We start from the raw sequence: 22,027 nt of genomic DNA on the forward strand, positions 1-22,027 counted from the left end.
GCGAACTGGGGCGCCGCGCCTCAGTGCTTGCGCCGCCGCACGTTGCCGCCGCGCTGCCCCGGCCGCCCTGCGGTCGAGCGGCCCCGGCTTTTCATCGCGGCCTCGGCGGCGGCGTCCACCGCGCTTTGCCGCGCCATCGGATCGTCGCTGACGGCAAGCTCCACCGCTTCCAGCCGCTTGACCTCGTCGCGCAGGCGGGCAGCGTCCTCGAATTCCAGGTTCTCGGCGGCCTTGCGCATCTCGGCGCGCAGCCCGTCCAGATGCGCCTGAAGGTTGGCCCCCACCATCGGCTTATCGACCTGGGCGGTGACGCGCGCCATGTCGGTGTCGCCCTGGTAGAGCCCGGCCAGGATGTCGTCGACGTTCTTCTTCACCGTCGCCGGGGTGATCCCGTGTTCCTCGTTGTAGGCCTGCTGCTTCTCGCGGCGGCGCTCGGTCTCGGCCAGGGCGCGCTCCATGGAGCCGGTCTTGCGGTCGGCATACATGATCACGCGGCCCTCGGCGTTGCGCGCCGCCCGCCCGATGGTCTGGATCAGCGAGGTTTCGGAACGCAGGAAGCCCTCCTTGTCGGCATCCAGGATCGCCACCAGCCCGCATTCGGGAATATCCAGCCCCTCGCGCAGCAGGTTGATCCCGATCAGCACGTCGAAGGCGCCAAGGCGCAGGTCCCGCAGGATCTCGATCCGCTCCAGCGTATCGATGTCGGAATGCATGTAGCGCACCTTGATGCCCTGCTCGTGCATGTACTCGGTCAGGTCCTCGGCCATGCGCTTGGTCAGCACGGTGCACAGCGTCCGGAACCCCTTGGCCGAGACCTTGCGCACCTCGTCCAGCAGATCGTCCACCTGCATGTCGACGGGGCGGATCTCGACCGGGGGGTCCAGCAGGCCGGTGGGGCGGATCACCTGCTCGGTGAAGACACCGCCGGTCTGCTCCAGCTCCCAGGCGCCGGGCGTTGCGGAGACGTAAACCGACTGCGGGCGCATGGCGTCCCATTCCTCAAACTTGAGGGGGCGGTTGTCCATGCAGGACGGCAGGCGGAAACCGTGTTCGGCCAGGGTGAACTTGCGCCGGTAGTCGCCCCGGTACATGCCGCCGATCTGCGGCACGGAGACGTGGCTTTCATCGGCAAAGACGATGGCATTGTCGGGGATGAATTCGAACAGCGTCGGCGGCGGCTCTCCGGGATTGCGCCCCGTGAGGTAGCGCGAATAGTTCTCGATCCCGTTGCAGACGCCGGTGGCCTCCAGCATCTCGATGTCGAAATTGGTGCGCTGCTCCAGCCGCTGCGCTTCCAGCAGCTTGCCCTCGCCGACCAGCTGGTCGAGGCGCTGGCGCAGCTCTTTCTTGATGCCGATGATCGCCTGGGTCATCGTCGGCTTCGGCGTCACGTAGTGGCTGTTGGCATAGACCCGGACACGTTCCATCGTGCCGGTGCGCTCTCCGGTCAGGGGGTCGAATTCGGTGATCCCCTCCAGCTCCTCGCCGAAGAAGGACAGCCGCCAGGCGCGGTCCTCAAGGTGGGCGGGCCAGAGTTCCAGCGAATCGCCCCGCACCCGGAAGCTGCCGCGCTGGAAGGCCTGATCGTTGCGCTTGTACTGCTGGGCCACCAGATCGGCGATCACCTTGCGCTGGTCGTATTCGCTGCCGACATGCAGGTCCTGGGTCATCGCGCCGTAGGTCTCGACGCTGCCGATGCCGTAGATGCAGGACACCGAGGCGACGATGATCACGTCGTCACGCTCCAGCAGCGCCCGGGTGGCCGAGTGGCGCATCCGGTCGATCTGGTCGTTGATCTGCGATTCCTTCTCGATATAGGTGTCCGAGCGCGGCACGTAGGCCTCGGGCTGGTAGTAATCGTAGAAGCTGACGAAGTACTCGACCGCGTTGTCGGGGAAGAATCCCTTGAATTCGCCGTACAATTGCGCGGCCAGCGTCTTGTTCGGGGCCAGGATGATCGCCGGACGCTGGGTCTGCTCGATGATCTTGGCCATGGTGAAGGTCTTGCCGGTGCCGGTCGCGCCCAGCAGCACCTGGTCGCGCTCGCCGGCCCGCACCCCCGCCGACAGCTCTGCGATGGCAGTGGGCTGATCCCCGGCGGCCTTGAATTCCGTGTGCATCACCAGCGCCTTGCCGCCTTCCAGCTTTTCGCGCGTGCGGACGTCTTCGGCACCGATCGGCATCGACTTGTCGCTGTGGGCATAGGGCATGGCAGAACCTCCGGGGACGGGACCGTGCTAGAGTTGGGGTCTTTGGCGCCCGGTGCAAGGGGGACGCGGCGGCCCTGCTGTCAGGAGGCGTCAGCAGACGCGACACCTTGCGTCACCCGCCGAAATTCCTGATAAGAGAGCGTCATCTGAGGAGCCCCCCATGCGTGCACGCATCTATTGTCCGGCCAAGACCGCCATGCAATCCGGCACCGCCAAGACCCGCCACTGGGTGCTTGAGTATTTCCCCGAGACGAATCGGGAAATCGATCCGCTGATGGGCTGGACCTCGGCCACGGACACCCAGGCGCAGGTGAAGCTGCGTTTCGACAGCAAGGAAGCCGCGCTGGACTACGCCCGCGACAACGGCATCGAGGCCGAGGTGAGCGAGCCGCACAGCCGCAAGCCCAACGTCCGCGCCTTCGGCTATGGCGAGAACTTCGCCAGCTCGCGTCGCGGCGCCTGGACGCACTGAGCGCGCCCCAGATCCGATCCTTCAGGGCGCCGGTTCGGCGCCCTTTTCATGTCCGGAGACCGCGATGACCGACGTCCTGCTGACCGGCGACCTGCCCGGCCGCCCCACCCTGCTGCTGGCCCATGGGGCCGGCGCCGCCATGGACACGCCCTTCATGAGCCAGATGGCCGAGGGGCTGGCCGCCCGCGGCCTGCGGGTCGCACGGTTCGAGTTCGCCTACATGGCCGGGCGGCGCAGCGGCGGCGCGAAACGCCCGCCGCCGAAGGTCGCGCTGCTGGAACAGGAATACCGCGCGGCAATCGACGCCCTGCCCTGCGACGGGCCGCTGCTGATCGGTGGCAAGTCGATGGGCGGCCGGGTCGCCAGCCTGATCGCGCAGGATCTTCACGCCGAAGGTCGCATCGCCGGGCTGGTCTGCCTGGGCTACCCGTTCCACCCCACTGGCAAGCCCGAGAACCTGCGCACCGCGCATCTGGCCGGGCTGACCTGTCCGACGCTGATCTGCCAGGGCAGCCGCGATCCCTTCGGCACAAGGGCCGAGGTCGCGACCTATGCGCTTTCGCCGGCGATCACCCTGCACTGGCTTGAGGACGGCAACCACGACCTCGCGCCGCGCAAATCCGTCACCGGGCTGACCCAGGCGGCGCATCTGGCCAGCGCCGCCGGAGCCATCGCGGACTGGGCCGCGCGCCTGACCTAGGCGTCCTCGGCGGCCAGGAAACCGCCCGACTGGCGCTGCCAGAGCCGCGCGTAAAGGCCGCCCTTCGCCAGCAGCTCCGCATGGGTGCCCTGTTCCAGGATCCGGCCCCCGTCCATCACCACCAGCCGGTCCATGGCCGCGATGGTGGACAGGCGGTGGGCGATGGCGATCACCGTCTTGCCCTCCATCAGCGCCTCCAGCCGCGACTGGATCGCCGCCTCGACCTCGCTGTCGAGGGCGCTGGTCGCCTCGTCCAGGATCAGGATCGGCGCATCCTTCAGCGCCACCCGCGCGATCGAGATCCGCTGCCGCTGCCCGCCCGACAGCTTCACGCCGCGTTCGCCGACATGGGCGTCCAGACCCCGTCGCCCCGCGCCATCCGACAGGCGCGGCACGAAGTCCTCGGCCTCGGCCAGCCGTAGCGCGGCCCGGATCTGATCCTCGGTCGCGTCGGGACGCCCGTAGGCGATGTTGTCGCGCACCGAGCGGTGCAGCAGCGCGCTGTCCTGCGTCACCACGCCGATGGCGGCGCGCAGGCTGTCCTGCGTGACCTGCGACACATCCTGCCCGTCGATGGTGATCTGCCCGCTTTCCACGTCATGGAAGCGCAGCAGCAGGTTCACCAGCGTCGATTTCCCCGCGCCGGAGCGGCCCACCAGCCCGACCCGTTCCCCGGGGCGCAGCGTCAGGTTCAGATCGTCGAGGACGGGCAGCGGATGCGCCTCTTCCCGGCCCTGGTAGCGGAAGGTCACCTGATCAAAGCAGATCTCTCCCCGGTTCACCAGAAGCGGCTGCGCGCCGGGGCGGTCCTGCACCGTGCGCGGCATCGCCAGGCTCGAGATGCCGTCGCGCACCGTGCCGATGTTCTCGAACAGGGCGGCGAATTCCCACATGATCCAGTGCGCCATGTTGTTGAGGCGGAAGGCCAGCGGCACCGCCACGGCGACGGCGCCCACGGCGACCCGGTCGCTGGACCACAGCCACAGCCCCAGCCCCGCGACCGAGGCGACCAGCCAGACGTTGATCAGGCTCAGCGTGATGTCCTGCGCGCTGGAAAGCCGCATCTGGCGGTGCACCGTGTCCAGGAAGCGGTCCATGCCGTCGCGCATCCAGCGCTCTTCCCGGTCGGAATGCGAGAACAGCTTGACCGTCGCGATGTTGGTGTAGCTGTCGACGATGCGCCCGGTCATGGCGCTGCGGGCATCGGCCTGCGCCTGCGCGACCCGGCCCAGGCGCGGCACGATGATCCCCAGCATGACGCAGTAGGCAGCCGCCCAGACCACGAAGGGCAGCGCCAGCCGCCAGTCCTGATGCGCCGCCAGCACCAGCGCGCCCAGGAAGTAGATCACCACGTAGCTGCCGACATCCATCAGCTTCATCGCCACTTCGCGCACCGCCAGCGCGGTCTGCATCAGCCGCTGAGAGATCCGCCCCGAGAACTCGTCCTGGAAATAGCCGATGGACTGGCGCAGCAGGTAGCGGTGCGCCTGCCAGCGGATGCGCTGCGGGAAGTTGCCCAGCAGCGCCTGGTGCATCACCATGGAGGACAGCGCGTTGATCCCCGGCAGCAGCACCAGCAGCACCAGCGCCATGCCGGCAATGCGCCAGCCGTTCTGGGCCCAGAACAGCTCTCTCGGGGTGTCCGAGAGGCGGTCTACCAGATCGCCCAGCCAGCCGAACAGCATCACCTCGACAATGGCGATCAGCCCCGAGCCCAGGGCCAGCAGCCCCAGCCAGGGCAGCGCGCCGCGGCTGTAGTGCAGCACGAAACGCCACAGCGCGCGCGGCGGCATCCCCGGCATTTCCGAGGGATAGGGGTCGATGCGGCGCTCGAACCAGGCAAACATGGGCACCCTCCTGCGATCGGTATCGGGCGGACCCTAGGCGGGGCAAGCGACGTTGTCACGACGGTGCGTCTCCGGACGGAACCGGAGGCTCAGGTCCACCATTCGTCGATGGCGGCGATGTCGTCGTCGCTCCAGCCGAAGTGATGGGCGAATTCGTGGATCACCACATGGGTGATCAGCGCCTCCAGCGCGACATTGCCCCGGTCCCGCCATTCCGCGAGGATCGGTTCGCGGAAGATCCAGACCACATCGGGGGGCGCAATGTCCCAGGGCGTCTTCTCGGTCATCGGAATGCCGTCGTAGAGCCCTGTCAGATCAAGGGGATCGTCGATCCCAAGCTCGGCCAGCATATCCGGTTCGGGCCAGTCGGCCACATACAGCAGCACGGCCTCGGCCGCCGGGCGGAACGCCGGCGGAAGGCTCGCAACGGTGCGGCGCGCCACGGCTTCGAAATGGGCAAGGGTCTGGCTCATCCCGCCGATATAGCCGCCTTCAGCGCCCCCGGCGAGGGGCCGCAGGCCCGACCGCCCCCGCCGTGCCGTGGCGCCGGCCTCCCGGACGGGTCCAAGATTAACAACCAAGTGTGACATTTTATGCACAGGGGCATGGAGAAGCCTTTCAAAAGCAGCTCCAACCGCCTCCCGGAACTGAAATGTGACCATCCACACATTGAACCGGCAGTGCCCTTTGGCGTATCCCGTAGGCGTGTATCCGGTACATTTGGTTAAGCACGTTACGTGAACGTCCGTCGGTCCCCGGGACAGGCCGGCGGCGCAACACGTGTATTTTCACTCGAAGACCTTTGGGGACAACCGGACATCATGCCAAGATTGTTCACATGCCGCGAATGCGGCCACAAAATGCGCTTTTCCGGACAATTTTGCGGAAAGTGCTACGCACGCAAGGAAACCTACCAGATGCCGAACCTCTGGCGCGGCGCAGCGGTGATCGTGTTCCTGCTCATCCTGATCGCGATCATGCTGTGAGGCGATGCTTCCCGCTTGCCATGCAAGCCGGATTATCCGACAAGGCGGGGCGCTGGCCCCGTAGCTCAACTGGATAGAGCAGCCGACTTCTAATCGGCAGGTTGAGGGTTCGAGTCCTTCCGGGGTCGCCAGTCCCGCAAGACAAGCCGCTCCCGCCGGGGTATTTCGCCCGGATGGAAGGCCTCAGACGACAAAGGGGCGCCCCATGACGGGGCGCCCCTTTGTTGTTCCCGGACCGGCAGGCCCGCTCAGTACCAGCGGCCGATCTTCAGCTTGGCGCCGTCGATGCTGACCGGGGTGCCGGCAAAGCTGGCCGGGTCGGTGGTGATCGCGGCCCCGCCATTGGTGCAGATCTGCGTGCCATCGGCCCAGCGCGTGTATTCGCCATTGGCGTTCGAGCCACTTTCCAGCACCGCCCCCGTGGGCACGCCGGCGCTTTGGCTGACGGTGCCGACGACAGAGGCCTGGGTGAAGACCGCGCGCCAGGGGCTCCAGCTGCTGGCGGCATATCCCCGGCACCACATCTGCTGGCCGTCCTCCGACAGGAAGACCTGACGCGGAGAGGACGCGCCGCCCCGCAGCACCATCAGGCTGCCCCCGGAGGGATCCCCCACCGGGCAGTTCGCGCCCGAGGCAGTGAAGCTGTAGAAGCCGCTGGTCGTGCAGGAATCGGCATCGTCCGAAGGCGCGGCCACGGCACTGCCGCTGTCGCCCAGCCCGAAGGCCCCGACCGTCATCAGCCGCCCCGCCGTGGCATCCGAGGCCGAGGCCTGCACCGCCGCACCGCTGGCCAGCCCGGTTGCGCCGTCAAAGCTCAGCGCCACGGTCCAGGCGCTTCCATCGGCCGACACCTTGACCGAGAAGGCATCGGATCCCGCCAGCCCCATCTCGGCCCGACCGCTCCAGCCGGTCTGGTAAAGCAGGCTGCCGGTATCGCCCGCCGCCGCCTTGTTGATCTTCAGCTGGTGCCCCGCCCCCTCATGGCTGAGCAGCGTCGAGGCCGCCGAGACAACCAGCCGGTTGCTGGCATCCGCCGTGGCGTTGATCCCCAGAAGAGAGACCGATCCGGGCAGGCCCGCGTCGATCACCCAGCCCGACCCCAGCCAGCTGACCATGCTGCTTTCATCCAGCACGTAGCTGCGCCAGCCGGGCTGGGGGGCCAGGAACAGCCAGCCGCCGCCATCCCAGACGGCGACCCGGTCCTCCATCCCCGCCCAGGCGCCGGTAGCAGTGGCGGCGACGATGTAACGGTCGCCCTCGGCGGGGCTTGCGGGGGGCGTGGCCAGATCGCGGTCCAGCACCGCGAGCTGCACCAGCGCATCGAGGATTCCCAGCGCCTCGTTGTGGGTCACGTGTTTCTGCGCCTGAGAGGGCTGCAGATATGGCATCGACAGGTTGGCGGAGGATTCCGTCATGGGGGCACTCCCGGATCAGGTCATCTGGAGGGCGAGGGTCGAAGCACGCGGTAAATTTCCCCTCAGGGCACCGTCACGGTGCCCCGGGAATCGTTGCAAAGCTGCGACAGCCGGATCCGATTGGCGGACCGGGGCGCGACTTTGGCAGGCATCGGGCTAGATTCATGATCTCACAAGGGTGCAGGACTACGCTGCCCGCCAGCCCGAAGGAGGATCGCATGACCGACCGCCGCACTTTCCTGATTGCCGGCCTGTCCGCCGGGGCAACGCTTGCCGCCCCGGGGCTGCTGCGGGCCGCGGAAACCCCCGATATCCTGGCCCCCACCCGGGTCGCCTTCGCCGCCGGCTACGCCCCCGGAGAGATCGTGATCCTGCCACGGGCCTACATGCTCTACCACATCACCGCCCCCGGAGAGGCGATGCGCTACGGCATCGCGGTCGCCAAGCCCGGCCTGGGCTTCACCGGCGCGGCCAATATCCGGCGCAAGGTCGAATGGCCCACCTGGCGCCCCACCCCCGAGATGATCGAGCGCAATCCCGGTGAATACGGCCGCTTCAAGGGCAATGACGAGCGCATGAAGGGCGGGCCCGGCAATCCGCTGGGGGCGCGGGCGATGTATCTCTACCAGGGCGGCAAGGACACCTACATCCGCATCCACGGCACCACCCAGCCCAGCTCCATCGGGCGCAACGCGTCCTCGGGCTGCTTCCGCATGAAGAACCAGGACGTCATCGCGCTTTACGACAAGGTGCCGATCGGCACCAAGGTCACGGTGCTGTAACCGGGCCGCGCGGGGTCAGACCCCGCGTACCCAGTCGATGATCTGCGGTGCCCGCATCGCACCGGCCTGGCGCTTGCGCTCCCGCCCGCCCGCGAAGGCGATCATCGTGGGAATGCCCCGGATGTTGTATTTCGGGCTGGCCTGCTGGTGTTCCTCGGTGTTCAGCTTCACGAAGCGCGCCCGGCCCTGCAGCTCGCTCGCCGCACGGGAGAATTCCGGCGCCATCATCCGGCAGGGGCCGCACCAGGGCGCCCAGAAATCGACGACCAGCGGCACCTCGTCGTTGCGCGCGGCCTTCTCCAGCGTGGCCGGGTCGATCTGGCCGACCTTGGCCTCCATCAGCTTCGCCCCGCAGGTGCCGCATTTCGGCCCCGCCGCCAGACGTTCCTCGGGGACGCGGTTCACCTGTCCGCAGTCCAGACATGTCAGTTTCAGACCGGCCATTTCGTGCCCTCCTGTGCTTTTGCGCCATATATAGGCCGCCGGCGCCCCGCCCGGTAGATCCGCCCCCGCCAGAAGGTCCCGACGTGACGCTGCCCCGCCTCCTGCCCCTGCTGCTGCTGGTCCTGCTGCAGGCCTGCTCTTCCCTGCCCGGCCCCGATCAGGCCGGCCAGTTTCCCATCGCCCGCTCCCGCGAGGTGCCCGACAAGGTCGACCGCGCACTGGTGCTGATCCCGGGCGCCTTCGCCTCGGTCGACATCTTCCGCCCCGCCGTGGAATGGCACCTGCCCCGGACCGAGGTCGTCGCCTACCGCTTTCCCGGCATGGACCAGCTGCCCCTCGATCACCAGGTCGAGATCCGCGGCTCGGCCCGGCTGATCGCCGATTACGTCAACGCCCTGAACGTGCAACATGTCGACATCATCGGCTATTCCACCGGCGGCCCCATCGCGATCGAGACCGTCGAGCGGCTGAACGCCCCCGACATCCGCGTCGCGCTGGTCTCTTCCGCCACCAGCTTTCCGGGGCCGCTGCTCTCGACGCTGCGCGGCACGCTGGATTTCTGGCGCGCCAGCCTGCGCAGCCATTTCGCCGGCCAGAACGCCACCCTGACCGAGAATTACCGCACCCTTCTCTACGGCGAGGACCACTACAGCGACCCGACCCGCGCCGAGGAAAGCGAAGCCCTGGCCGACAAGCAGCGCGCCACCATGATCCGTCCCTCCCTGAAAGAGACGATGGCCCAGACCGCCTCCCTGCTGCGCTGGCGGCTGGAGCCGGACCCGGACCTGCACGGCGCCCGCATCCGGCTGTTCCATGGCTCCGACGATCCGGTCTTCCCGCTGCCCGAGGCCCGGAAGTTCGCGTCCCGCCTTCACGCGGATGGCATCCGGGTCTATGAGGGTCAGGGACATCTGCTCTACGTTACGTCGGGCAGCCTTTTCGACGACATACGTGATTTTTTCGGACGCTAGAGCGCAATGACATTCGACATCCTCGTCCTCGGCGCCGGGCCCGCCGGGGCGTCTGCGGCCTATACGGCCGCCAGGGCAGGCCTTTCCGTGGCGCTGATCGACAAGGCGGCCTTTCCCCGTGAAAAGCTCTGCGGCGGCGGCTTCACCGGGCGCAGCTACCGCTACTTCGAGGAAATCTACGGCGCGCCGATCCCCGCCCGGCTGATCGAAACCCACCATTCCGCCAGCTTCTACGCCAACGGAGAGCTGCTTTCCGTGCTGGAGGACATCCCGCCCATCCACCTGACCATGCGCCGCGGCTTCGATGCCGAGATGTGCGCCCGCGCGCTGGCGGCGGGCGCGGCCGATTACACCGGCCAGCGGATCACCCGCGTCGATCCCGGCGCCGTGCGGATCGAGCTGGCCAACGGAGAGCGGCTGACCGGCAAGGTGCTGATCGGTGCCGACGGGGTGAACTCTCAGGTGGCCAAGGCGCTGTTCGGACAAAGCTTCGACCGCGACCGCATCGGCTTCGGCCTTGAGGTCGAGGCCCCCGCCGCCGCCGACAATCCCACCGCCCCCCTGCGGATCGATTTCGAGGCGGCGCAATGGGGCTATGGCTGGCTGTTCCCGAAAAGCGGCAGTTCGACCATCGGGGTGGGCGGCGTGCTGTCGAAGAACACCGACATGAAGGCCGAGATGGCGGATTACCTGGCGCTGCTGGGGCATGATCCGGAAATGCCGGTGAAGGGCCATTTCCTGCCCTTTGGCGACTTCCGCAAGCGTCCGGGCCGCGGCCCCGTGCTGCTGGCGGGGGATGCGGCGGGGCTGGTCGATCCGATCACCGGCGAGGGCATCGCCTATGCGATGAAAAGCGGCCAGCTGGCCGCCCAGGCCGCCGTCGCGGCGATCAAGGCGGGCCGTCCCGACAGCGCGCTGACCCGCTACACCCGGGCGCTGAAACCGATCCATTCCGCCCTGCGTCAGGCCAACATGATCCGGCAGATCATCTTCTCGGGTCCGCTGCGGCGGGGCTTCCATGCCGCCTTCCGGCGCTCGGGGACGATCCGGCACCTCTACATGCGCCTGATGGCCGGCGAGATCGAATATGCCACCGTCGCCACCGCCACGCTGAAGCGCCTGCCCGGTTTCCTGCTGCGCGCGCTCCGGCCCTGAGACGCCCATATCGTTAACGCTTGCCTCGGCGTCAATTTGACGCAAAACTTGGGCGGCACCGTCCGGGGACCCGTCTGCCGCAAGGCGCCCGTTCCGACGCGACCGGCGGAGGCCGACCTGCCGCATGTTGCGGGCAGATCCATCCGGGACAGGAACGTGAAGCGATGGTGAATGGTGTCGTGAAGTGGTTCAATACTTCAAAGGGTTACGGCTTCATCGCGCCGGAGGGCGGCGCGAAGGACATCTTCGTCCACATCAACGCCCTCGAACAATCGGGCCTGAGCGGGCTGACCGACAACCAGCGCGTCAGCTTCGAGCTGAAAGAGGGCCGTGATGGCCGGGTCTCGGCCATCAACCTGCGGCTCGGTTAAGGCTCGGCCCTGTCCAGCAGCGCCAACACCTTCGGGCCAAGCTGGGTCAATTCGTTCGTGACGCCCGCCGCATTCGGATGCAGCCCGTCCGCCTGAAGGTAGGACTGCATCGCCGCCGGGCTGGTCGTCCCGTCCGGCGTGATCCCGGCATAGTAGCTGGGCAGGAATTCCGTGCCGTATTTATGCGCCAGAGCCGGATAGATGGCGTCGAACTGCCGCTTGTAGGCGGCCCCGTAGTTTTCCGAGGCCTGCATCCCCACCAGCAGCACCGGCAGGTGGCGGTCGGTGATCGCCTTCAGGATGCCATCCAGATTGACCTGCGTCACCGCCGGATCGGTGCCCCGCAGCAGGTCGTTGCCGCCCAGGATCACCATCACCGCGTTCACCTCCGGCGTCAGGCTCCAGTCGATCCGCGCCAGACCGCCCTGCGTGGTGTCCCCCGAAACGCCGCCGTTCACCACGGTCACGTCCCGGCCGTGATCCTTCAGCCAGGCCTGAAGCTGTGGCACCAGCCCCTTGTCCTGCGCCAGGCCATAGCCCTGGGTCAGGCTGTCACCGAAGGCCAGAAGCGTCTGCGCCGCCGCCATGCCGGGCCAGAAACCGGCCAGAGTCACGAAGATTGTCGCCATCACCTTGCCCCGCGCCCGGGCCTCTCCATATCGGAAGGGATGCCAGATGCAGGAAAGGGCCCGCATGACCGATGCCGTGATGGAGCTGCGCGACCTCAGGCTGTCGCTGACCGGAAATGCCGGCCCGGTCGAGATCCTGCACGGGATCGACCTGACGGTGACCCGGGGCGAAACGCTCGGGCTGGTGGGGCCTTCGGGATCTGGCAAATCCTCTCTCCTCATGCTGATGGGCGGGCTGGAGCGCGCCACGGGGGGCCGGATCCGCGCGCTGGACCAGGACCTGACGGATCTCTCCGAGGATGCGCTGGCGCGGTTCCGCAGGGATCATATGGGGGTGGTGTTCCAGAGCTTCCACCTTATCCCGACCATGACCGCGCTGGAAAATGTCGCGACCCCGCTGGAGCTTGCCGGGACCCGCGACGCCTTCGGGCGCGCCGCAGAGGCGCTGGAACAGGTCGGGCTGGCCCATCGCGGCGGCCACTACCCCTCGCAGCTTTCGGGGGGCGAACAGCAGCGCGTCGCACTGGCCCGCGCCTTCGCACCCCGCCCGGCGATCCTTCTGGCGGATGAGCCCACCGGCAACCTAGATGAGGCCAATGGCGCCGCCATCATGGAGCTGCTCTTCGGATTGCGTGATCGCCACGGCGCGACGCTGATCATGGTCACCCATGCGCCGGAACTGGCGGCGCGCTGCGACCGCAGGATCCGCCTGCGCGATGGCCGGATCGAAAGCCCCGCCGCATGACCCCAACTGCCTTCGCCCTGGCGCTGCGCATCGCCCGGCGAGAGCTGCGCGGCGGCGTCTCGGGGTTCCGCATCCTGATCGCCTGCCTGGCGCTTGGCGTCGCCGCCATTGCCGCCGTCGGATCGGTGCGCAGCGCGATCGAGGCCGGGCTGGCGCGCGAAGGCGCCGCGATGCTCGGGGGCGATGCCGAAATCTCGCTGACCTACCGCTTTGCCACGCTGCAGGAACGCGGCTGGATGGCCGATCACGCCACCACGACCTCCGAGGTGGCCGAGTTCCGCTCCATGGTGCAGCCGCAGGGCGGCACGGACCGCGCCCTGACCCAGGTGAAGGCGGTGGACGGGGCCTATCCGCTGGTCGGAAAGGTCACGCTGTCACCCGCCATGCCGCTGGCGCAGGCGCTGAAGGGCGCCGATGGCCTGCCCGGCGCGATCATGGCCCCGGCGCTGATCGACCGGCTGGCGCTGAAACCGGGGGATGCCGTCACCCTTGGCGGCGTGCCCTTCCGCCTGATGGCCGCACTGACATACGAACCCGACGCCAATGCCTCGGGCTTTTCGCTGGGCCCGCGCACGCTGGTCGCGCGCAGCGCACTGGAGGGCACGGCGCTGCTGGCCCCCGGCACCCTGTTCGACAGCCGCTACCGCATGGCCCTGCCGCCGGGAAGCGATCTGGAAGCGCTGAAGCAGGCTGCACAGAAAGCCTTTCCCGACAGCGGTTTGCGCTGGCGCGATGCCCGCGATGGCGCCCCCGGGATCTCCAACTTCGTGGAGCGCCTCTCGGCCTTCCTGATCCTCGTGGGGCTGTCGGGGCTTGCGGTGGGCGGCGTCGGGGTTTCCTCCGCCGTCAGGGGCTACCTTGCCGTCAAGATTCCGGTCATCGCCACCCTGCGCACGCTGGGCGCCAGCCGCGCGGTGATCTTCCTCAGCTATCTGATCCAGATCGGCGTGCTCTCGGCCTTCGGCATCCTGCTGGGGCTCTGCCTGGGCGCCGCGCTGCCGCTGCTGGCCGCCCCCGTGCTGACGGCGCTTCTGCCGATCCCGGCGGATTTCACGATCTACCCCGGGGCCCTGGCCCAGGCCGCGCTTTACGGCGCGCTGACGGCGCTGCTGTTCACCCTCTGGCCGCTGTCGCGCGCCGCCGAGATCCGCGCGGCGGCGCTGTTCCGCGATGCCGGGACCAGCGCCCGCACCCTGCCCCCCTGGCCGATGCTGCTGATCACCCTCGCCCTGCTGGCGCTGCTGGTGGGCAGCGCGGCGCTCTTCTCGGGCGCGGCGGAACTGACGCTCTGGACGGCAGCCGCGAACCTCGCGGCGCTGGTGGTGCTGGCGCTCGCCGCGCTTGGCATCCGGGCGCTGGCGCGGCGTCTGCGCCCCCTGGTGCGCGGCCGCCCGCCGCTACGCTGGGCCGTGGCCGCGATCTCGGCCCCCCGGAACGAGGCCCTGCCGGTGGTGCTGTCGCTGGGCCTTGGCCTGACGGTGCTGGCCTCGGTCGGTCAGATCGACGGCAACATGCGCGCCGCGATCAGCCGCGACCTGCCCGAACGCGCGCCCTCGGACTACGTGGTCGACATCCAGAAGGACCAGATCGACGGTTTCCTGGCCCGGGCGCAGGGCGATCCCGGCGTCTCGCGCGTGGACAGCGCACCGATGCTGAGGGGTGTGATCACAAGAATCAACGGCCGCCCCGCGCAAGAGGTCGCCCCCGACAGCTGGGTGCTGCGCGGCGACCGGGGCGTCAGCTATGCCGACACGCCGCCCACCGGCACCCGGGTCACCGGGGGGACCTGGTGGCCCAAGGGCTACGACGGCCCTCCGCAGATCAGCTTCTCGGCAAAGGAAGGCGCCGAGATGGGGCTGAAGCTGGGCGACACGATGACGGTGAACATCCTTGGGCGCGACATCACCGGCACGCTCACCTCCTTCCGGGACGTGGATTTCCGCAATGCCGGCATGGGGTTCATCCTTCTGATGGATGCCCATGCCCTGTCGGGGGCGCCGCACAGCTGGATCGCCTCGGTCTATGCCACGCCCGAGGCCGAGGCGCCGCTGCTGCGCGATCTGGGCCGCGACTTTCCCAACATCACCGCGATCAGCGTGCGCGATGCCATCGACCGGGTGTCGGCGCTGCTGCGCACCATCGCCGCTGCCACTTCCTACGGTGCGGCGGCGACGCTGCTGACCGGCTTCCTGGTGCTGATCGGCGCCGCCCTGTCCGGTGAAGCCGCCCGGATGCACGAGGCCGCGGTCCTCAAGACCCTGGGCGCCAGCCGGGCGATGATCCTGCGCAGCCTGGCCCTGCGCGCGGCCCTTCTGGGCGCGGCGGCGGGGGCGGTGGCGCTGCTGGCCGGGATCGCCGGCGGCTGGGCGGTCTGCCATTTCGTCTTCGACACCGGCTATGAGGTGATCTGGCCCAACGCCCTTCTGGTGGTCGGCGGCGGGCTGGCGGTGAACCTGCTGGCCGGGCTGGCACTGGCCTGGCGCCCGCTTTCCGCCCGCCCCGCCCGGGTGCTGCGCAGCCGCGACTGAGGGGTCGCTAAAATCCACCCCAGATTGTCGCCCCGCCGCCCCGGTTTCCGTGGCAGGTTAAAGGACGGATTAGGACTCCGCATCGTATCCCCCCAGCCAAGTTCCGGAGGACAGACGATGATACCCGACCTGACCAACCCGCTCTGGCGGGACGCCCTGAAAAGTTCCTCGGCGCTAGCCGGCGCCTCCCTGGCCACCCGGATGGTGGTGGCCCGCCTGCGCGTGCGCGTCTCCAACGATCCCGGCCAGCTGGCCGACGCCGCCCGGGAGCTGCACGATTACTTCGTCGGCAACCGGAACGCGGTGGGCGAAATCGCCGCGCTGTAAGCCCCTTTCCCGGAGAGAGCCATGAAAACCGAACTTCTCAGCCCCGCCCAGGCCGCCGAGCATATCCGCGCGGGCATTCCCCTGATCGCCGCCGGGTCGGAGGCCGCGCTGCGCCAGCTGCCCCCCGGCAACTGGATCGGCGGCACCTCGCACTACTTCCTGACCGAGGAGGGCGGCCGACGCGATGATCGGAATGTGCTCTGCACGCTCTTCGACATGGCCGAGGAGACGCGGCTGCGCTTCCTGCCCACGGCAGAGCTTCCGGACCTGGCCGTTGGCCGCTTCCCCGGCGGCCTCTCGGTGATCCTGATCCCGGCCTTCTCTCCGGCCCATACCGAATTCGCGCTCGGCGGCCCGGGCTACCCGGGCCTCTTCGATCAGCCGCTGATGGGCTGGATCTCCGGCGTCCCGCTGGAGGATATCGGCAAGATCACCCCGAAGGTCTTCGACGGCACGACCGGAGAGGCCTTCGAGGATGGCGCCGTGCTGATGCATGTCGCCCTGCCCGCCGACCGTCGTCCCGAGATCGACATCGTCAACCTTTTCAGCCAGGACAGCGATCCCGCGCGCAGCTTCCGCTTCTCCGAAACCGGCTTCTCGGCCCGCACCGCCACGGTCGAGGGCCGGGAGGTCGCCCTGGCGGACTACATCATCACCCAGGGCCTCGACACCCGTCTGCCGCTGGTCGCCGATTACGCCGGCGCGATGATCAACGTCTCGGTCCGCACCATCGACGAGGCCAGCGGAGAGGTCCATTTCTACGCCCCCGTGGTGGCCGGCGTGGACTATTGCCTGGCCCGGCCCATCGGCGATTACACGCGGGAATTCCTGGCCCGGGCCTCGGGTGACGGCACAGGCCAGCTGTCCTGCAACTGCATCCTTAATTACCTCTACGGCGCGCTTGAGGGGCAGAAGACCGGCAGCTTCACCGGCCCCGCCACCTTCGGAGAGATCGCCTACATGTTGCTGAACCAGACCATGGTGAAGCTCGACCTGGCGCAGGCCGAAAGCGCCGCCGTGGCCTGAGATCCGCCAAAAGGGGCGCGCCACGGCGGCGCGCCCCTTCACTGGGCCCCGTGGGATGGCCTGCGGGATGGCGGGTGGGGCGCCTTGTCCGGCACGGGCAACAGCGCCACCCGGCAACCTCACTCCGCCGCTTCGGCATACTCCGACATCGGCGGGCAGGTGCAGGTCAGGTTCCGGTCGCCCCAGACGTTGTCGACCCGGTTCACCGGCGGCCAGTACTTGTCGACCCGGAAGGCCCCCGGCGGGAAGCAGCCCTGCTCGCGCGCATAGGCCCGGTCCCAGTCCGCCGCCACCAGATCCTCGACCGTATGCGGTGCGAACTTCAGCGGGCTCGCCTCCGCTCCGATCCGGCCTTCCTCGATGTCGCCGATCTCGGCGCGGATCGCCAGCATGGCCTCGCAGAACCGGTCCAGCTCGGCCTTGGTCTCGCTCTCGGTCGGTTCGACCATCAGCGTCCCGGCAATCGGGAAGCTCATCGTCGGCGCATGGAAACCACAGTCGATCAGACGCTTGGCGACATCATCCACCGTGACGCCGGCCAGCTTCTCGAAGGGCCGGGTATCGAGGATGCATTCATGCGCCACCCGCCCCGTCGGCCCCTTGTAGAGGACATCATAGGCCCCCTTCAGCCGCGCCGCGATGTAGTTGGCGTTCAGGATCGCCACCTTGGTCGCCTGGGTCAGCCCGGCCCCGCCCATCAGCAGGCAATAGGCCCAGGAGATCGGCAGGATGGACGGAGACCCGAAAGGCGCCGCCGCCACGGCCCCGGTGCCGCCGGTGTGGCTGTGCCCCGGCAGGTGCTCGGCCAGATGTGCCTTCACACCGATCGGACCCATGCCCGGACCGCCGCCGCCATGGGGAATGCAGAAGGTCTTGTGCAGGTTCAGGTGGCTCACGTCGCCGCCCAGATCCCCGGGACGCGCGATCCCCACCATGGCGTTCATGTTGGCCCCGTCGATATAGACCTGGCCACCATGGTCATGGGTGATCTTGCAGACCTCGCGCACGGTTTCCTCGAACACCCCGTGGGTCGAGGGATAGGTGATCATGCAGGCCGCCAGCTCACCGGCGTATTTCTGCGCCTTCTCCAGGAAATCGCCCAGGTCGATATCGCCGTTCTCGCGCGCCTTCACCGGCACGACCTTCCAGCCCGCCATCTGCGCGGTCGCCGGGTTGGTCCCGTGCGCCGAGGTCGGGATCAGGCAGATGTTGCGATGCCCCTGCCCCTGCGCCCTGTGGTAGCGCCGGATCGTCATCAGCCCGGCATATTCCCCCTGCGCACCCGAGTTCGGCTGCATGGAAAGCGCCGCATAACCGGTGATGTCGCAGAGTTTCGCGCTCAGATCCCCGATCAGCTGGCCATAGCCCGCCGCCTGGTCGACCGGCGCGAAGGGATGCAGCGCGCTGAATTCGGGCCAGGTGATCGGCTCCATCTCGACGGCGGCATTCAGCTTCATCGTGCAGGAGCCCAGCGGGATCATCGCCCGGTCCAACGCCAGGTCGCGATCCGCCAGACGACGCATATAGCGCATCATCTCGGTCTCGGCCCGATTCATGTGGAAGATCTCGTGGGTCAGGTAGCCGCTTTCGCGGATCAGACCCTCGGGCAGGCGGTATTCGTAGGGCTCCACCACATCGGTGCGCTCCAGCCCGAAGGCACGCCAGACCGCCTCGATCGTGGCGGGGCGGGTGCATTCATCGACGCTGATGCCGATCTTGGTGGTGCCGACGCGACGCAGGTTCAGCCCCTCGTCCAGCGCCGATTTCATCACCGCCGATTGCAGCGCGCCGACCTCGACATGGATCGTGTCGAAATAGGTCTCGGGGCCGACGGCAAAGCCCGCCTCCTCCAGCCCCTTGGCCAGACGCACGGTCTTGCGGTGGATGCGCTGCGCGATGCCCTTCAGCCCGTCGGGCCCATGGAACACCGCGTACATCGAGGCCATGACCGCCAGCAGCGCCTGCGCGGTGCAGACGTTGGACGTGGCCTTCTCGCGGCGGATGTGCTGCTCGCGGGTCTGCAGGGCCAGCCGGTAGGCGCGATTGCCGCGCGCATCGATCGACACGCCGACAATCCGGCCGGGCATGTTGCGCTTCATCTCGTCCCGGCAGGCCATGTAGGCCGCGTGCGGGCCGCCATAGCCCAGCGGCACGCCAAACCGCTGGGTCGAGCCCACGGCGATGTCGGCGCCCATCGCGCCCGGCTCCTTCAGCAGGGTCAGCGCCATGATGTCCGCGACCACGATGCCGACGGCCTTGGCCGCATGCAGCGCCGCCATCTGGGCGGTGAAATCGCGCAGATGGCCATGGGTGCCGGGGTACTGGAAGATCGCGCCGAAGACGGCGCCCGAATCCAGATCCTCGGGCGCGCCGACGATCACCTCGATCCCCAGCGGCTCGGCCCGGGTGCGGATCACGTCGATGTTCTGCGGATGGCAGCCTTCATCGACGAAGAAGGCCTTCGCTTTCGACTTGGCGACCCGCTGCGCCATGGTCATCGCCTCGGCGGCGGCGGTGGCCTCGTCCAGCAAGGAGGCATTGGCGATCTCAAGACCCGTCAGGTCGCTGACCATGGTCTGGTAGTTCAGCAGCGCCTCCAGGCGGCCCTGCGAGATCTCGGGCTGGTAGGGCGTGTAGGCCGTGTACCAGGCGGGGTTTTCCAGGATGTTGCGCTTGATCGCCGGCGGCGTGATCGTGTCGTGATAGCCCTGCCCGATCAGGCTGGTCATCACCTTGTTTTTCTTCGCGACGCCGCGCATGAATTTCAGCAGGTCGGCCTCGGACAAGGGCGCGCCGAACTCCAGCGGATCGTCGGCACGGATCTGCGCCGGCACGGTTTCCTCGATCAGCGCATCGAGGCTCGGGGCCCCCACGACCTCCAGCATCTTCTCCATCTCGGCGGGCGAGGGCCCGATGTGACGGCGGTTGGCGAAATCATAGGGGCGGTAATCGGTGGGAACGAAGGGCATGACAGCTCCTCTTCAAAGGGCGGACCAGCGCGACAGGAAAGCGGGACGGGGCCGAAGGCAGATCGGCCGGGGCGGGGCGCGGCGGGCCTCCTCAGAGGCCCGCGCCGGGGGCGGCAGGTCGATCCTGCCGCCCCCGGCCCCCTTGGAACAGATCAGGAGATCATGTCCTTGTACTCGGCCTCGGACATGTAATCGTCCATCTGCGAGGGCTCCGAGGGGCGGATCTTGAAGAACCAGCCATCCCCCATCGGGTCCTCGTTGACCTTGCCGGGATCATTGGCCAGCACATCGTTGACCTCGACGATCTCGCCGTCGATCGGCGCCAGGATGTCCGAGGCCGCCTTGACGCTCTCGATCACCACGACCTCCTCATCCTTGCTCACCGTCGTGCCTTCTTCGGGCAGTTCGACGAAAACGATGTCGCCAAGCTGCTCGGCGGCATGTTCGGTAATGCCCACGACGATCAGGTCGTCCTCGGGGCGGAGCCATTCATGTTCTTCGGTAAACTTCATCTCGGGAATTCCCTGGCTGTCAGCGTTTGAATTGGGCGGGCAGGAAGGGGAGGCTGTCAACCGTCACGGCAGCCATGCGGCCACGAAGCTCACCCGCGAGCTTCGTTCCGACAGCACAAAGCGCCGTCGGGACATATCCCATGGACACGGGCGCCTGGAGCGACGGCCCGAAGGCGCCCGAAGTGATGGCCCCGACCGGGGTCTCGCCGTCGAAGAGGGCCACGCCCTCGCGCATCGGCGCCCGTCCCTCGGGGCGCAGGCCGACGCGCAGCCGCGCCGGTCCGCTCTCGACCTCCGCCAGGATGCGCTCGGCCCCGGGGAAGCCCCCGGCGCGAGCGCCGCCCTTGCGGCGGGCCTTCTGGATCGACCAGCCAAGGCCGGCTTCCAGAGGCGTGGTTTCCTCATTGATATCATGACCGTAAAGGCAAAGACCGGCTTCCAGCCGCAGGCTGTCGCGGGCCCCGAGGCCGATGGGCAGCACGCCCTCCTGCGCCAGCAGCGCCCGCGCCAGGGCCTCGGCAGCCTCGGCAGGCACCGAGATCTCGAAACCGTCCTCGCCGGTATAGCCCGAGCGCGACACCCAGGCCTCCGCGCCCGCAAGCGTCACGCTCGCCACGTCCATGAAGCGCATCTGTGCAACCTCGGGCGCCAGCGCCGCCAGCGCGGCTTCGGCGCCCGGACCTTGCAGCGCCAGCAGGCAACGGTCGGTGATCTCGACCACCTCGATCCCGCCAAGCGCTTCCCGCATATGGGAAATATCCGCCGCCTTGCAGGCCGCGTTGACGACGACGAACAGGTGATCGCCGCGGTTTGCGAACATCAGGTCGTCGCGGATGCCGCCCGCCTCGTTGGTCAGCAGGCCATAGCGCTGCCGCCCCTGCCCCAGACCCAGCACGGCGGCCGGGATCAGGCTTTCCAGCCCCAGGGCCAGGGTCTCGGGGTCGGCACCCTTCAGGATCACCTGCCCCATGTGGCTGACATCGAACAGCCCGGCGGCGGCCCGGGTATGCAGGTGTTCCTTCATCACGCCGGTGGCATATTGCACCGGCATCTCGTGGCCGGCAAAGGGCACCATCTTGGCGCCCAGCTCCGCATGCAGATCATGCAGTTTCAGGCGGGTGAGAGGGGCGTCTTGGGGGGCGTCGCTCATCCGTATCTCCAGGGTCTGGCCCTGGCGCGGCATACGCCCGGGCATCTTCCGCACGAAGGGGATTCCCTCCGCACACCGATGCCCCCTCTGTTCCTTCGCCTGAGATCGCTATCCCTTCGGCGGACCCGTCCGGGTCTCTCTCCAGAGTGTCAAAATCGGAAGGTCCTGATGCCTGAGAGTTTCCGGGGCGGTTGCTCCTTCGGCACCGGCGCAGGGCCGGTTCTCCCGTTCCGATGGCGCCTCCTTATCCAAGCACCCGCCGATTTGGCAAGAGAGATATGTCGCTTTCGGATCGCAATCAGGCGCTTTGCGCCATCGGGACCATGATTTCGGCAAGTCCGCTGTTTTCCGCCACCAGTTCTTCCAGCGTCACCTTGTCGAGCGCGCGGTAGAAGGCCTCGGTCGCACAGCCGATGACGTCGCGCAACCGGCAGACGCCGCGCAGCGGGCAGGTGTTCTCGTCGACCCCGGCAAAGCACTCGGCGATCGGCACCGAAGCCTCGGTGGCCCGGAACACCTCCCCGACCGAGATCGCGCCCGCCGGCCGGCCCAGCATCATGCCGCCGTTGCGGCCCCGCTGCGTCTGCAGAAAGCCCATCTGCCCCAGCTTGTTGATCACCTGCGCCAGGTGATTCTCCGAGATATTGCAGGTCTCGGCGATCTCGCTCTTGGTCACAAGCCGGCCCGGGTTGACGGCACAGTACATCAGCACCCGCATCGAAATGTTCGTCCGTTTCGTCAGCCGCATCTGCCTGCCCTTCCACATGCTTCCCGCCTGCGCCACCCTG

21 protein-coding genes, 1 tRNA gene and 1 riboswitch are annotated in these 22,027 nt (G+C 68.1%); of the genes, 12 read left to right on the plus strand and 10 right to left on the minus strand.

Features of this window, described 5'->3' with window-relative positions; genetic code table 11:
* Positions 1-20 precede the first annotated feature (20 nt).
* Positions 21-2,210, minus strand: a complete 2,190-nt coding sequence (uvrB, locus tag KM176_RS12395) for an excinuclease ABC subunit UvrB (RefSeq protein ID WP_160894498.1) — start codon at positions 2,208-2,210, stop codon at positions 21-23.
* 160 nt (positions 2,211-2,370) lie between these two features.
* On the opposite strand from uvrB, the gene KM176_RS12400 reads away from it, so the two are divergent.
* Both KM176_RS12400 and KM176_RS12405 read left to right on the plus strand, forming a co-directional pair.
* Positions 2,371-2,682 (plus strand): ETC complex I subunit, encoded by a 312-nt coding sequence (locus KM176_RS12400; protein WP_160894499.1) that lies wholly within the window; start codon positions 2,371-2,373, stop codon positions 2,680-2,682.
* A 64-nt stretch (positions 2,683-2,746) separates the two neighbouring features.
* Positions 2,747-3,382 carry an alpha/beta family hydrolase gene (locus tag KM176_RS12405; RefSeq protein WP_160894500.1) on the plus strand — a complete coding sequence of 212 codons (636 nt, stop codon included), beginning with the start codon at positions 2,747-2,749 and terminating at the stop codon, positions 3,380-3,382.
* On the opposite strand, the gene KM176_RS12410 is transcribed toward KM176_RS12405, so the two are convergent.
* Together KM176_RS12410 and KM176_RS12415 are read right to left on the minus strand one after the other, a co-directional pair.
* Complete coding sequence (locus KM176_RS12410; protein ID WP_160894501.1) at positions 3,379-5,229, minus strand: ABC transporter ATP-binding protein; 1,851 nt, start codon at positions 5,227-5,229, stop codon at positions 3,379-3,381. The genes KM176_RS12405 and KM176_RS12410 overlap by 4 nt on opposite strands.
* 89 nt (positions 5,230-5,318) lie before the next feature.
* Complete coding sequence (locus KM176_RS12415; protein WP_160894502.1) at positions 5,319-5,702, minus strand: metallopeptidase family protein; 384 nt, start codon at positions 5,700-5,702, stop codon at positions 5,319-5,321.
* Between the two features lie 348 nt (positions 5,703-6,050).
* On the opposite strand from KM176_RS12415, the gene KM176_RS12420 reads away from it, so the two are divergent.
* Both KM176_RS12420 and KM176_RS12425 read left to right on the plus strand, forming a co-directional pair.
* Entirely contained in the window at positions 6,051-6,215 is a 165-nt protein-coding gene (locus KM176_RS12420; protein ID WP_160894503.1) for a hypothetical protein, read from the plus strand.
* Positions 6,216-6,269: 54 nt separating this feature from the next.
* Positions 6,270-6,346: transfer RNA gene (locus KM176_RS12425), tRNA-Arg, on the plus strand.
* A gap of 117 nt (positions 6,347-6,463) precedes the next feature.
* Here KM176_RS12425 and KM176_RS24895 read toward each other — a convergent pair.
* Positions 6,464-7,630, minus strand: coding sequence for a DUF2793 domain-containing protein (locus KM176_RS24895; RefSeq protein WP_236045296.1), 1,167 nt, complete (start codon positions 7,628-7,630; stop codon positions 6,464-6,466).
* Between the two features lie 218 nt (positions 7,631-7,848).
* Here KM176_RS24895 and KM176_RS12440 point away from each other — a divergent pair, with 218 nt between their 5' ends.
* A complete protein-coding gene (locus KM176_RS12440; protein WP_160894504.1) occupies positions 7,849-8,412 on the plus strand; it encodes a L,D-transpeptidase in 564 nt (187 codons plus the stop codon).
* A 15-nt stretch (positions 8,413-8,427) separates the two neighbouring features.
* Here the strand turns inward: KM176_RS12440 and trxC are convergent, their stop codons facing one another.
* Positions 8,428-8,856, minus strand: coding sequence for a thioredoxin TrxC (gene trxC / locus KM176_RS12445; RefSeq protein WP_160894505.1), 429 nt, complete (start codon positions 8,854-8,856; stop codon positions 8,428-8,430).
* 83 nt (positions 8,857-8,939) lie between these two features.
* Here trxC and KM176_RS12450 point away from each other — a divergent pair, with 83 nt between their 5' ends.
* The 3 genes from KM176_RS12450 to KM176_RS12460 all read left to right on the plus strand — a co-directional run bounded on the left by KM176_RS12450 (position 8,940) and on the right by KM176_RS12460 (position 11,353).
* The gene (locus KM176_RS12450; protein ID WP_311136159.1) at positions 8,940-9,827 is read left to right on the plus strand and encodes an alpha/beta fold hydrolase; all 888 of its coding nucleotides are present in this window, start codon (positions 8,940-8,942) and stop codon (positions 9,825-9,827) included.
* A 6-nt stretch (positions 9,828-9,833) separates the two neighbouring features.
* Positions 9,834-10,982: a geranylgeranyl reductase family protein gene (locus tag KM176_RS12455; RefSeq protein ID WP_160894506.1), complete on the plus strand. Its 1,149-nt coding sequence runs from the start codon at positions 9,834-9,836 to the stop codon at positions 10,980-10,982.
* Between the two features lie 164 nt (positions 10,983-11,146).
* A complete protein-coding gene (locus tag KM176_RS12460) occupies positions 11,147-11,353 on the plus strand; it encodes a cold-shock protein (RefSeq protein ID WP_160894507.1) in 207 nt (68 codons plus the stop codon).
* On the opposite strand, the gene KM176_RS12465 is transcribed toward KM176_RS12460, so the two are convergent.
* Positions 11,350-11,982 (minus strand): arylesterase, encoded by a 633-nt coding sequence (locus tag KM176_RS12465; protein ID WP_236045297.1) that lies wholly within the window; start codon positions 11,980-11,982, stop codon positions 11,350-11,352. The genes KM176_RS12460 and KM176_RS12465 overlap by 4 nt on opposite strands.
* Before the next feature lie 64 nt (positions 11,983-12,046).
* On the opposite strand from KM176_RS12465, the gene KM176_RS12470 reads away from it, so the two are divergent.
* From KM176_RS12470 to KM176_RS12485, 4 genes are all read left to right on the plus strand, one after another.
* The gene (locus KM176_RS12470; RefSeq protein WP_160894509.1) at positions 12,047-12,727 is read left to right on the plus strand and encodes an ABC transporter ATP-binding protein; all 681 of its coding nucleotides are present in this window, start codon (positions 12,047-12,049) and stop codon (positions 12,725-12,727) included.
* Entirely contained in the window at positions 12,724-15,255 is a 2,532-nt protein-coding gene (locus tag KM176_RS12475; protein WP_160894510.1) for an ABC transporter permease, read from the plus strand. The genes KM176_RS12470 and KM176_RS12475 overlap by 4 nt, the downstream gene beginning before the upstream one ends.
* Positions 15,256-15,372: 117 nt before the next feature.
* Complete coding sequence (locus KM176_RS12480; RefSeq protein WP_160894511.1) at positions 15,373-15,582, plus strand: hypothetical protein; 210 nt, start codon at positions 15,373-15,375, stop codon at positions 15,580-15,582.
* Between the two features lie 21 nt (positions 15,583-15,603).
* The gene (locus KM176_RS12485; protein ID WP_160894512.1) at positions 15,604-16,608 is read left to right on the plus strand and encodes a DUF6976 family protein; all 1,005 of its coding nucleotides are present in this window, start codon (positions 15,604-15,606) and stop codon (positions 16,606-16,608) included.
* A 119-nt stretch (positions 16,609-16,727) separates the two neighbouring features.
* Here the strand turns inward: KM176_RS12485 and gcvP are convergent, their stop codons facing one another.
* The 4 genes from gcvP to KM176_RS12505 form a co-directional block, all read right to left on the minus strand.
* Complete coding sequence (gcvP, locus tag KM176_RS12490; protein WP_160894513.1) at positions 16,728-19,577, minus strand: aminomethyl-transferring glycine dehydrogenase; 2,850 nt, start codon at positions 19,575-19,577, stop codon at positions 16,728-16,730.
* Positions 19,578-19,729: 152 nt separating this feature from the next.
* The gene (gene gcvH, locus KM176_RS12495; protein ID WP_160894514.1) at positions 19,730-20,089 is read right to left on the minus strand and encodes a glycine cleavage system protein GcvH; all 360 of its coding nucleotides are present in this window, start codon (positions 20,087-20,089) and stop codon (positions 19,730-19,732) included.
* A gap of 19 nt (positions 20,090-20,108) precedes the next feature.
* The gene (gcvT, locus tag KM176_RS12500; protein WP_160894515.1) at positions 20,109-21,239 is read right to left on the minus strand and encodes a glycine cleavage system aminomethyltransferase GcvT; all 1,131 of its coding nucleotides are present in this window, start codon (positions 21,237-21,239) and stop codon (positions 20,109-20,111) included.
* 150 nt (positions 21,240-21,389) lie between these two features.
* Positions 21,390-21,478, minus strand: a riboswitch (glycine riboswitch).
* A 59-nt stretch (positions 21,479-21,537) separates the two neighbouring features.
* On the minus strand, positions 21,538-21,987 hold the full coding sequence (locus tag KM176_RS12505) for an RrF2 family transcriptional regulator (RefSeq protein WP_160894611.1): 450 nt from the start codon (positions 21,985-21,987) through the stop codon (positions 21,538-21,540).
* Positions 21,988-22,027: the final 40 nt, after the last annotated feature.

Origin of the sequence: Pseudooceanicola endophyticus, assembly GCF_018760365.1 — a bacterium.
Classification (GTDB): Bacteria; Pseudomonadota; Alphaproteobacteria; order Rhodobacterales; family Rhodobacteraceae; genus Pseudooceanicola; species Pseudooceanicola endophyticus.

Bases quoted from the DNA above. Each gene is read 5' to 3' on its own strand.
- KM176_RS12455 (WP_160894506.1), top strand. From the start codon at position 9,834: ATGACATTCGACATCCTCGTCCTCGGCGCCGGGCCCGCCGGGGCGTCT.
- gcvT (WP_160894515.1), bottom strand. From the start codon at position 21,239: ATGAGCGACGCCCCCCAAGACGCCCCTCTCACCCGCCTGAAACTGCAT.
- gcvH (WP_160894514.1), bottom strand. From the start codon at position 20,089: ATGAAGTTTACCGAAGAACATGAATGGCTCCGCCCCGAGGACGACCTG.
- KM176_RS24895 (WP_236045296.1), bottom strand. From the start codon at position 7,630: ATGACGGAATCCTCCGCCAACCTGTCGATGCCATATCTGCAGCCCTCT.
- KM176_RS12475 (WP_160894510.1), top strand. From the start codon at position 12,724: ATGACCCCAACTGCCTTCGCCCTGGCGCTGCGCATCGCCCGGCGAGAG.
- KM176_RS12410 (WP_160894501.1), bottom strand. From the start codon at position 5,229: ATGTTTGCCTGGTTCGAGCGCCGCATCGACCCCTATCCCTCGGAAATG.
- KM176_RS12420 (WP_160894503.1), top strand. From the start codon at position 6,051: ATGCCAAGATTGTTCACATGCCGCGAATGCGGCCACAAAATGCGCTTT.
- trxC (WP_160894505.1), bottom strand. From the start codon at position 8,856: ATGGCCGGTCTGAAACTGACATGTCTGGACTGCGGACAGGTGAACCGC.
- KM176_RS12485 (WP_160894512.1), top strand. From the start codon at position 15,604: ATGAAAACCGAACTTCTCAGCCCCGCCCAGGCCGCCGAGCATATCCGC.
- KM176_RS12460 (WP_160894507.1), top strand. From the start codon at position 11,147: ATGGTGAATGGTGTCGTGAAGTGGTTCAATACTTCAAAGGGTTACGGC.
- KM176_RS12405 (WP_160894500.1), top strand. From the start codon at position 2,747: ATGACCGACGTCCTGCTGACCGGCGACCTGCCCGGCCGCCCCACCCTG.
- KM176_RS12470 (WP_160894509.1), top strand. From the start codon at position 12,047: ATGACCGATGCCGTGATGGAGCTGCGCGACCTCAGGCTGTCGCTGACC.
- uvrB (WP_160894498.1), bottom strand. From the start codon at position 2,210: ATGCCCTATGCCCACAGCGACAAGTCGATGCCGATCGGTGCCGAAGAC.
- KM176_RS12415 (WP_160894502.1), bottom strand. From the start codon at position 5,702: ATGAGCCAGACCCTTGCCCATTTCGAAGCCGTGGCGCGCCGCACCGTT.
- KM176_RS12440 (WP_160894504.1), top strand. From the start codon at position 7,849: ATGACCGACCGCCGCACTTTCCTGATTGCCGGCCTGTCCGCCGGGGCA.
- KM176_RS12505 (WP_160894611.1), bottom strand. From the start codon at position 21,987: ATGCGGCTGACGAAACGGACGAACATTTCGATGCGGGTGCTGATGTAC.
- KM176_RS12400 (WP_160894499.1), top strand. From the start codon at position 2,371: ATGCGTGCACGCATCTATTGTCCGGCCAAGACCGCCATGCAATCCGGC.
- gcvP (WP_160894513.1), bottom strand. From the start codon at position 19,577: ATGCCCTTCGTTCCCACCGATTACCGCCCCTATGATTTCGCCAACCGC.
- KM176_RS12465 (WP_236045297.1), bottom strand. From the start codon at position 11,982: ATGGCGACAATCTTCGTGACTCTGGCCGGTTTCTGGCCCGGCATGGCG.
- KM176_RS12480 (WP_160894511.1), top strand. From the start codon at position 15,373: ATGATACCCGACCTGACCAACCCGCTCTGGCGGGACGCCCTGAAAAGT.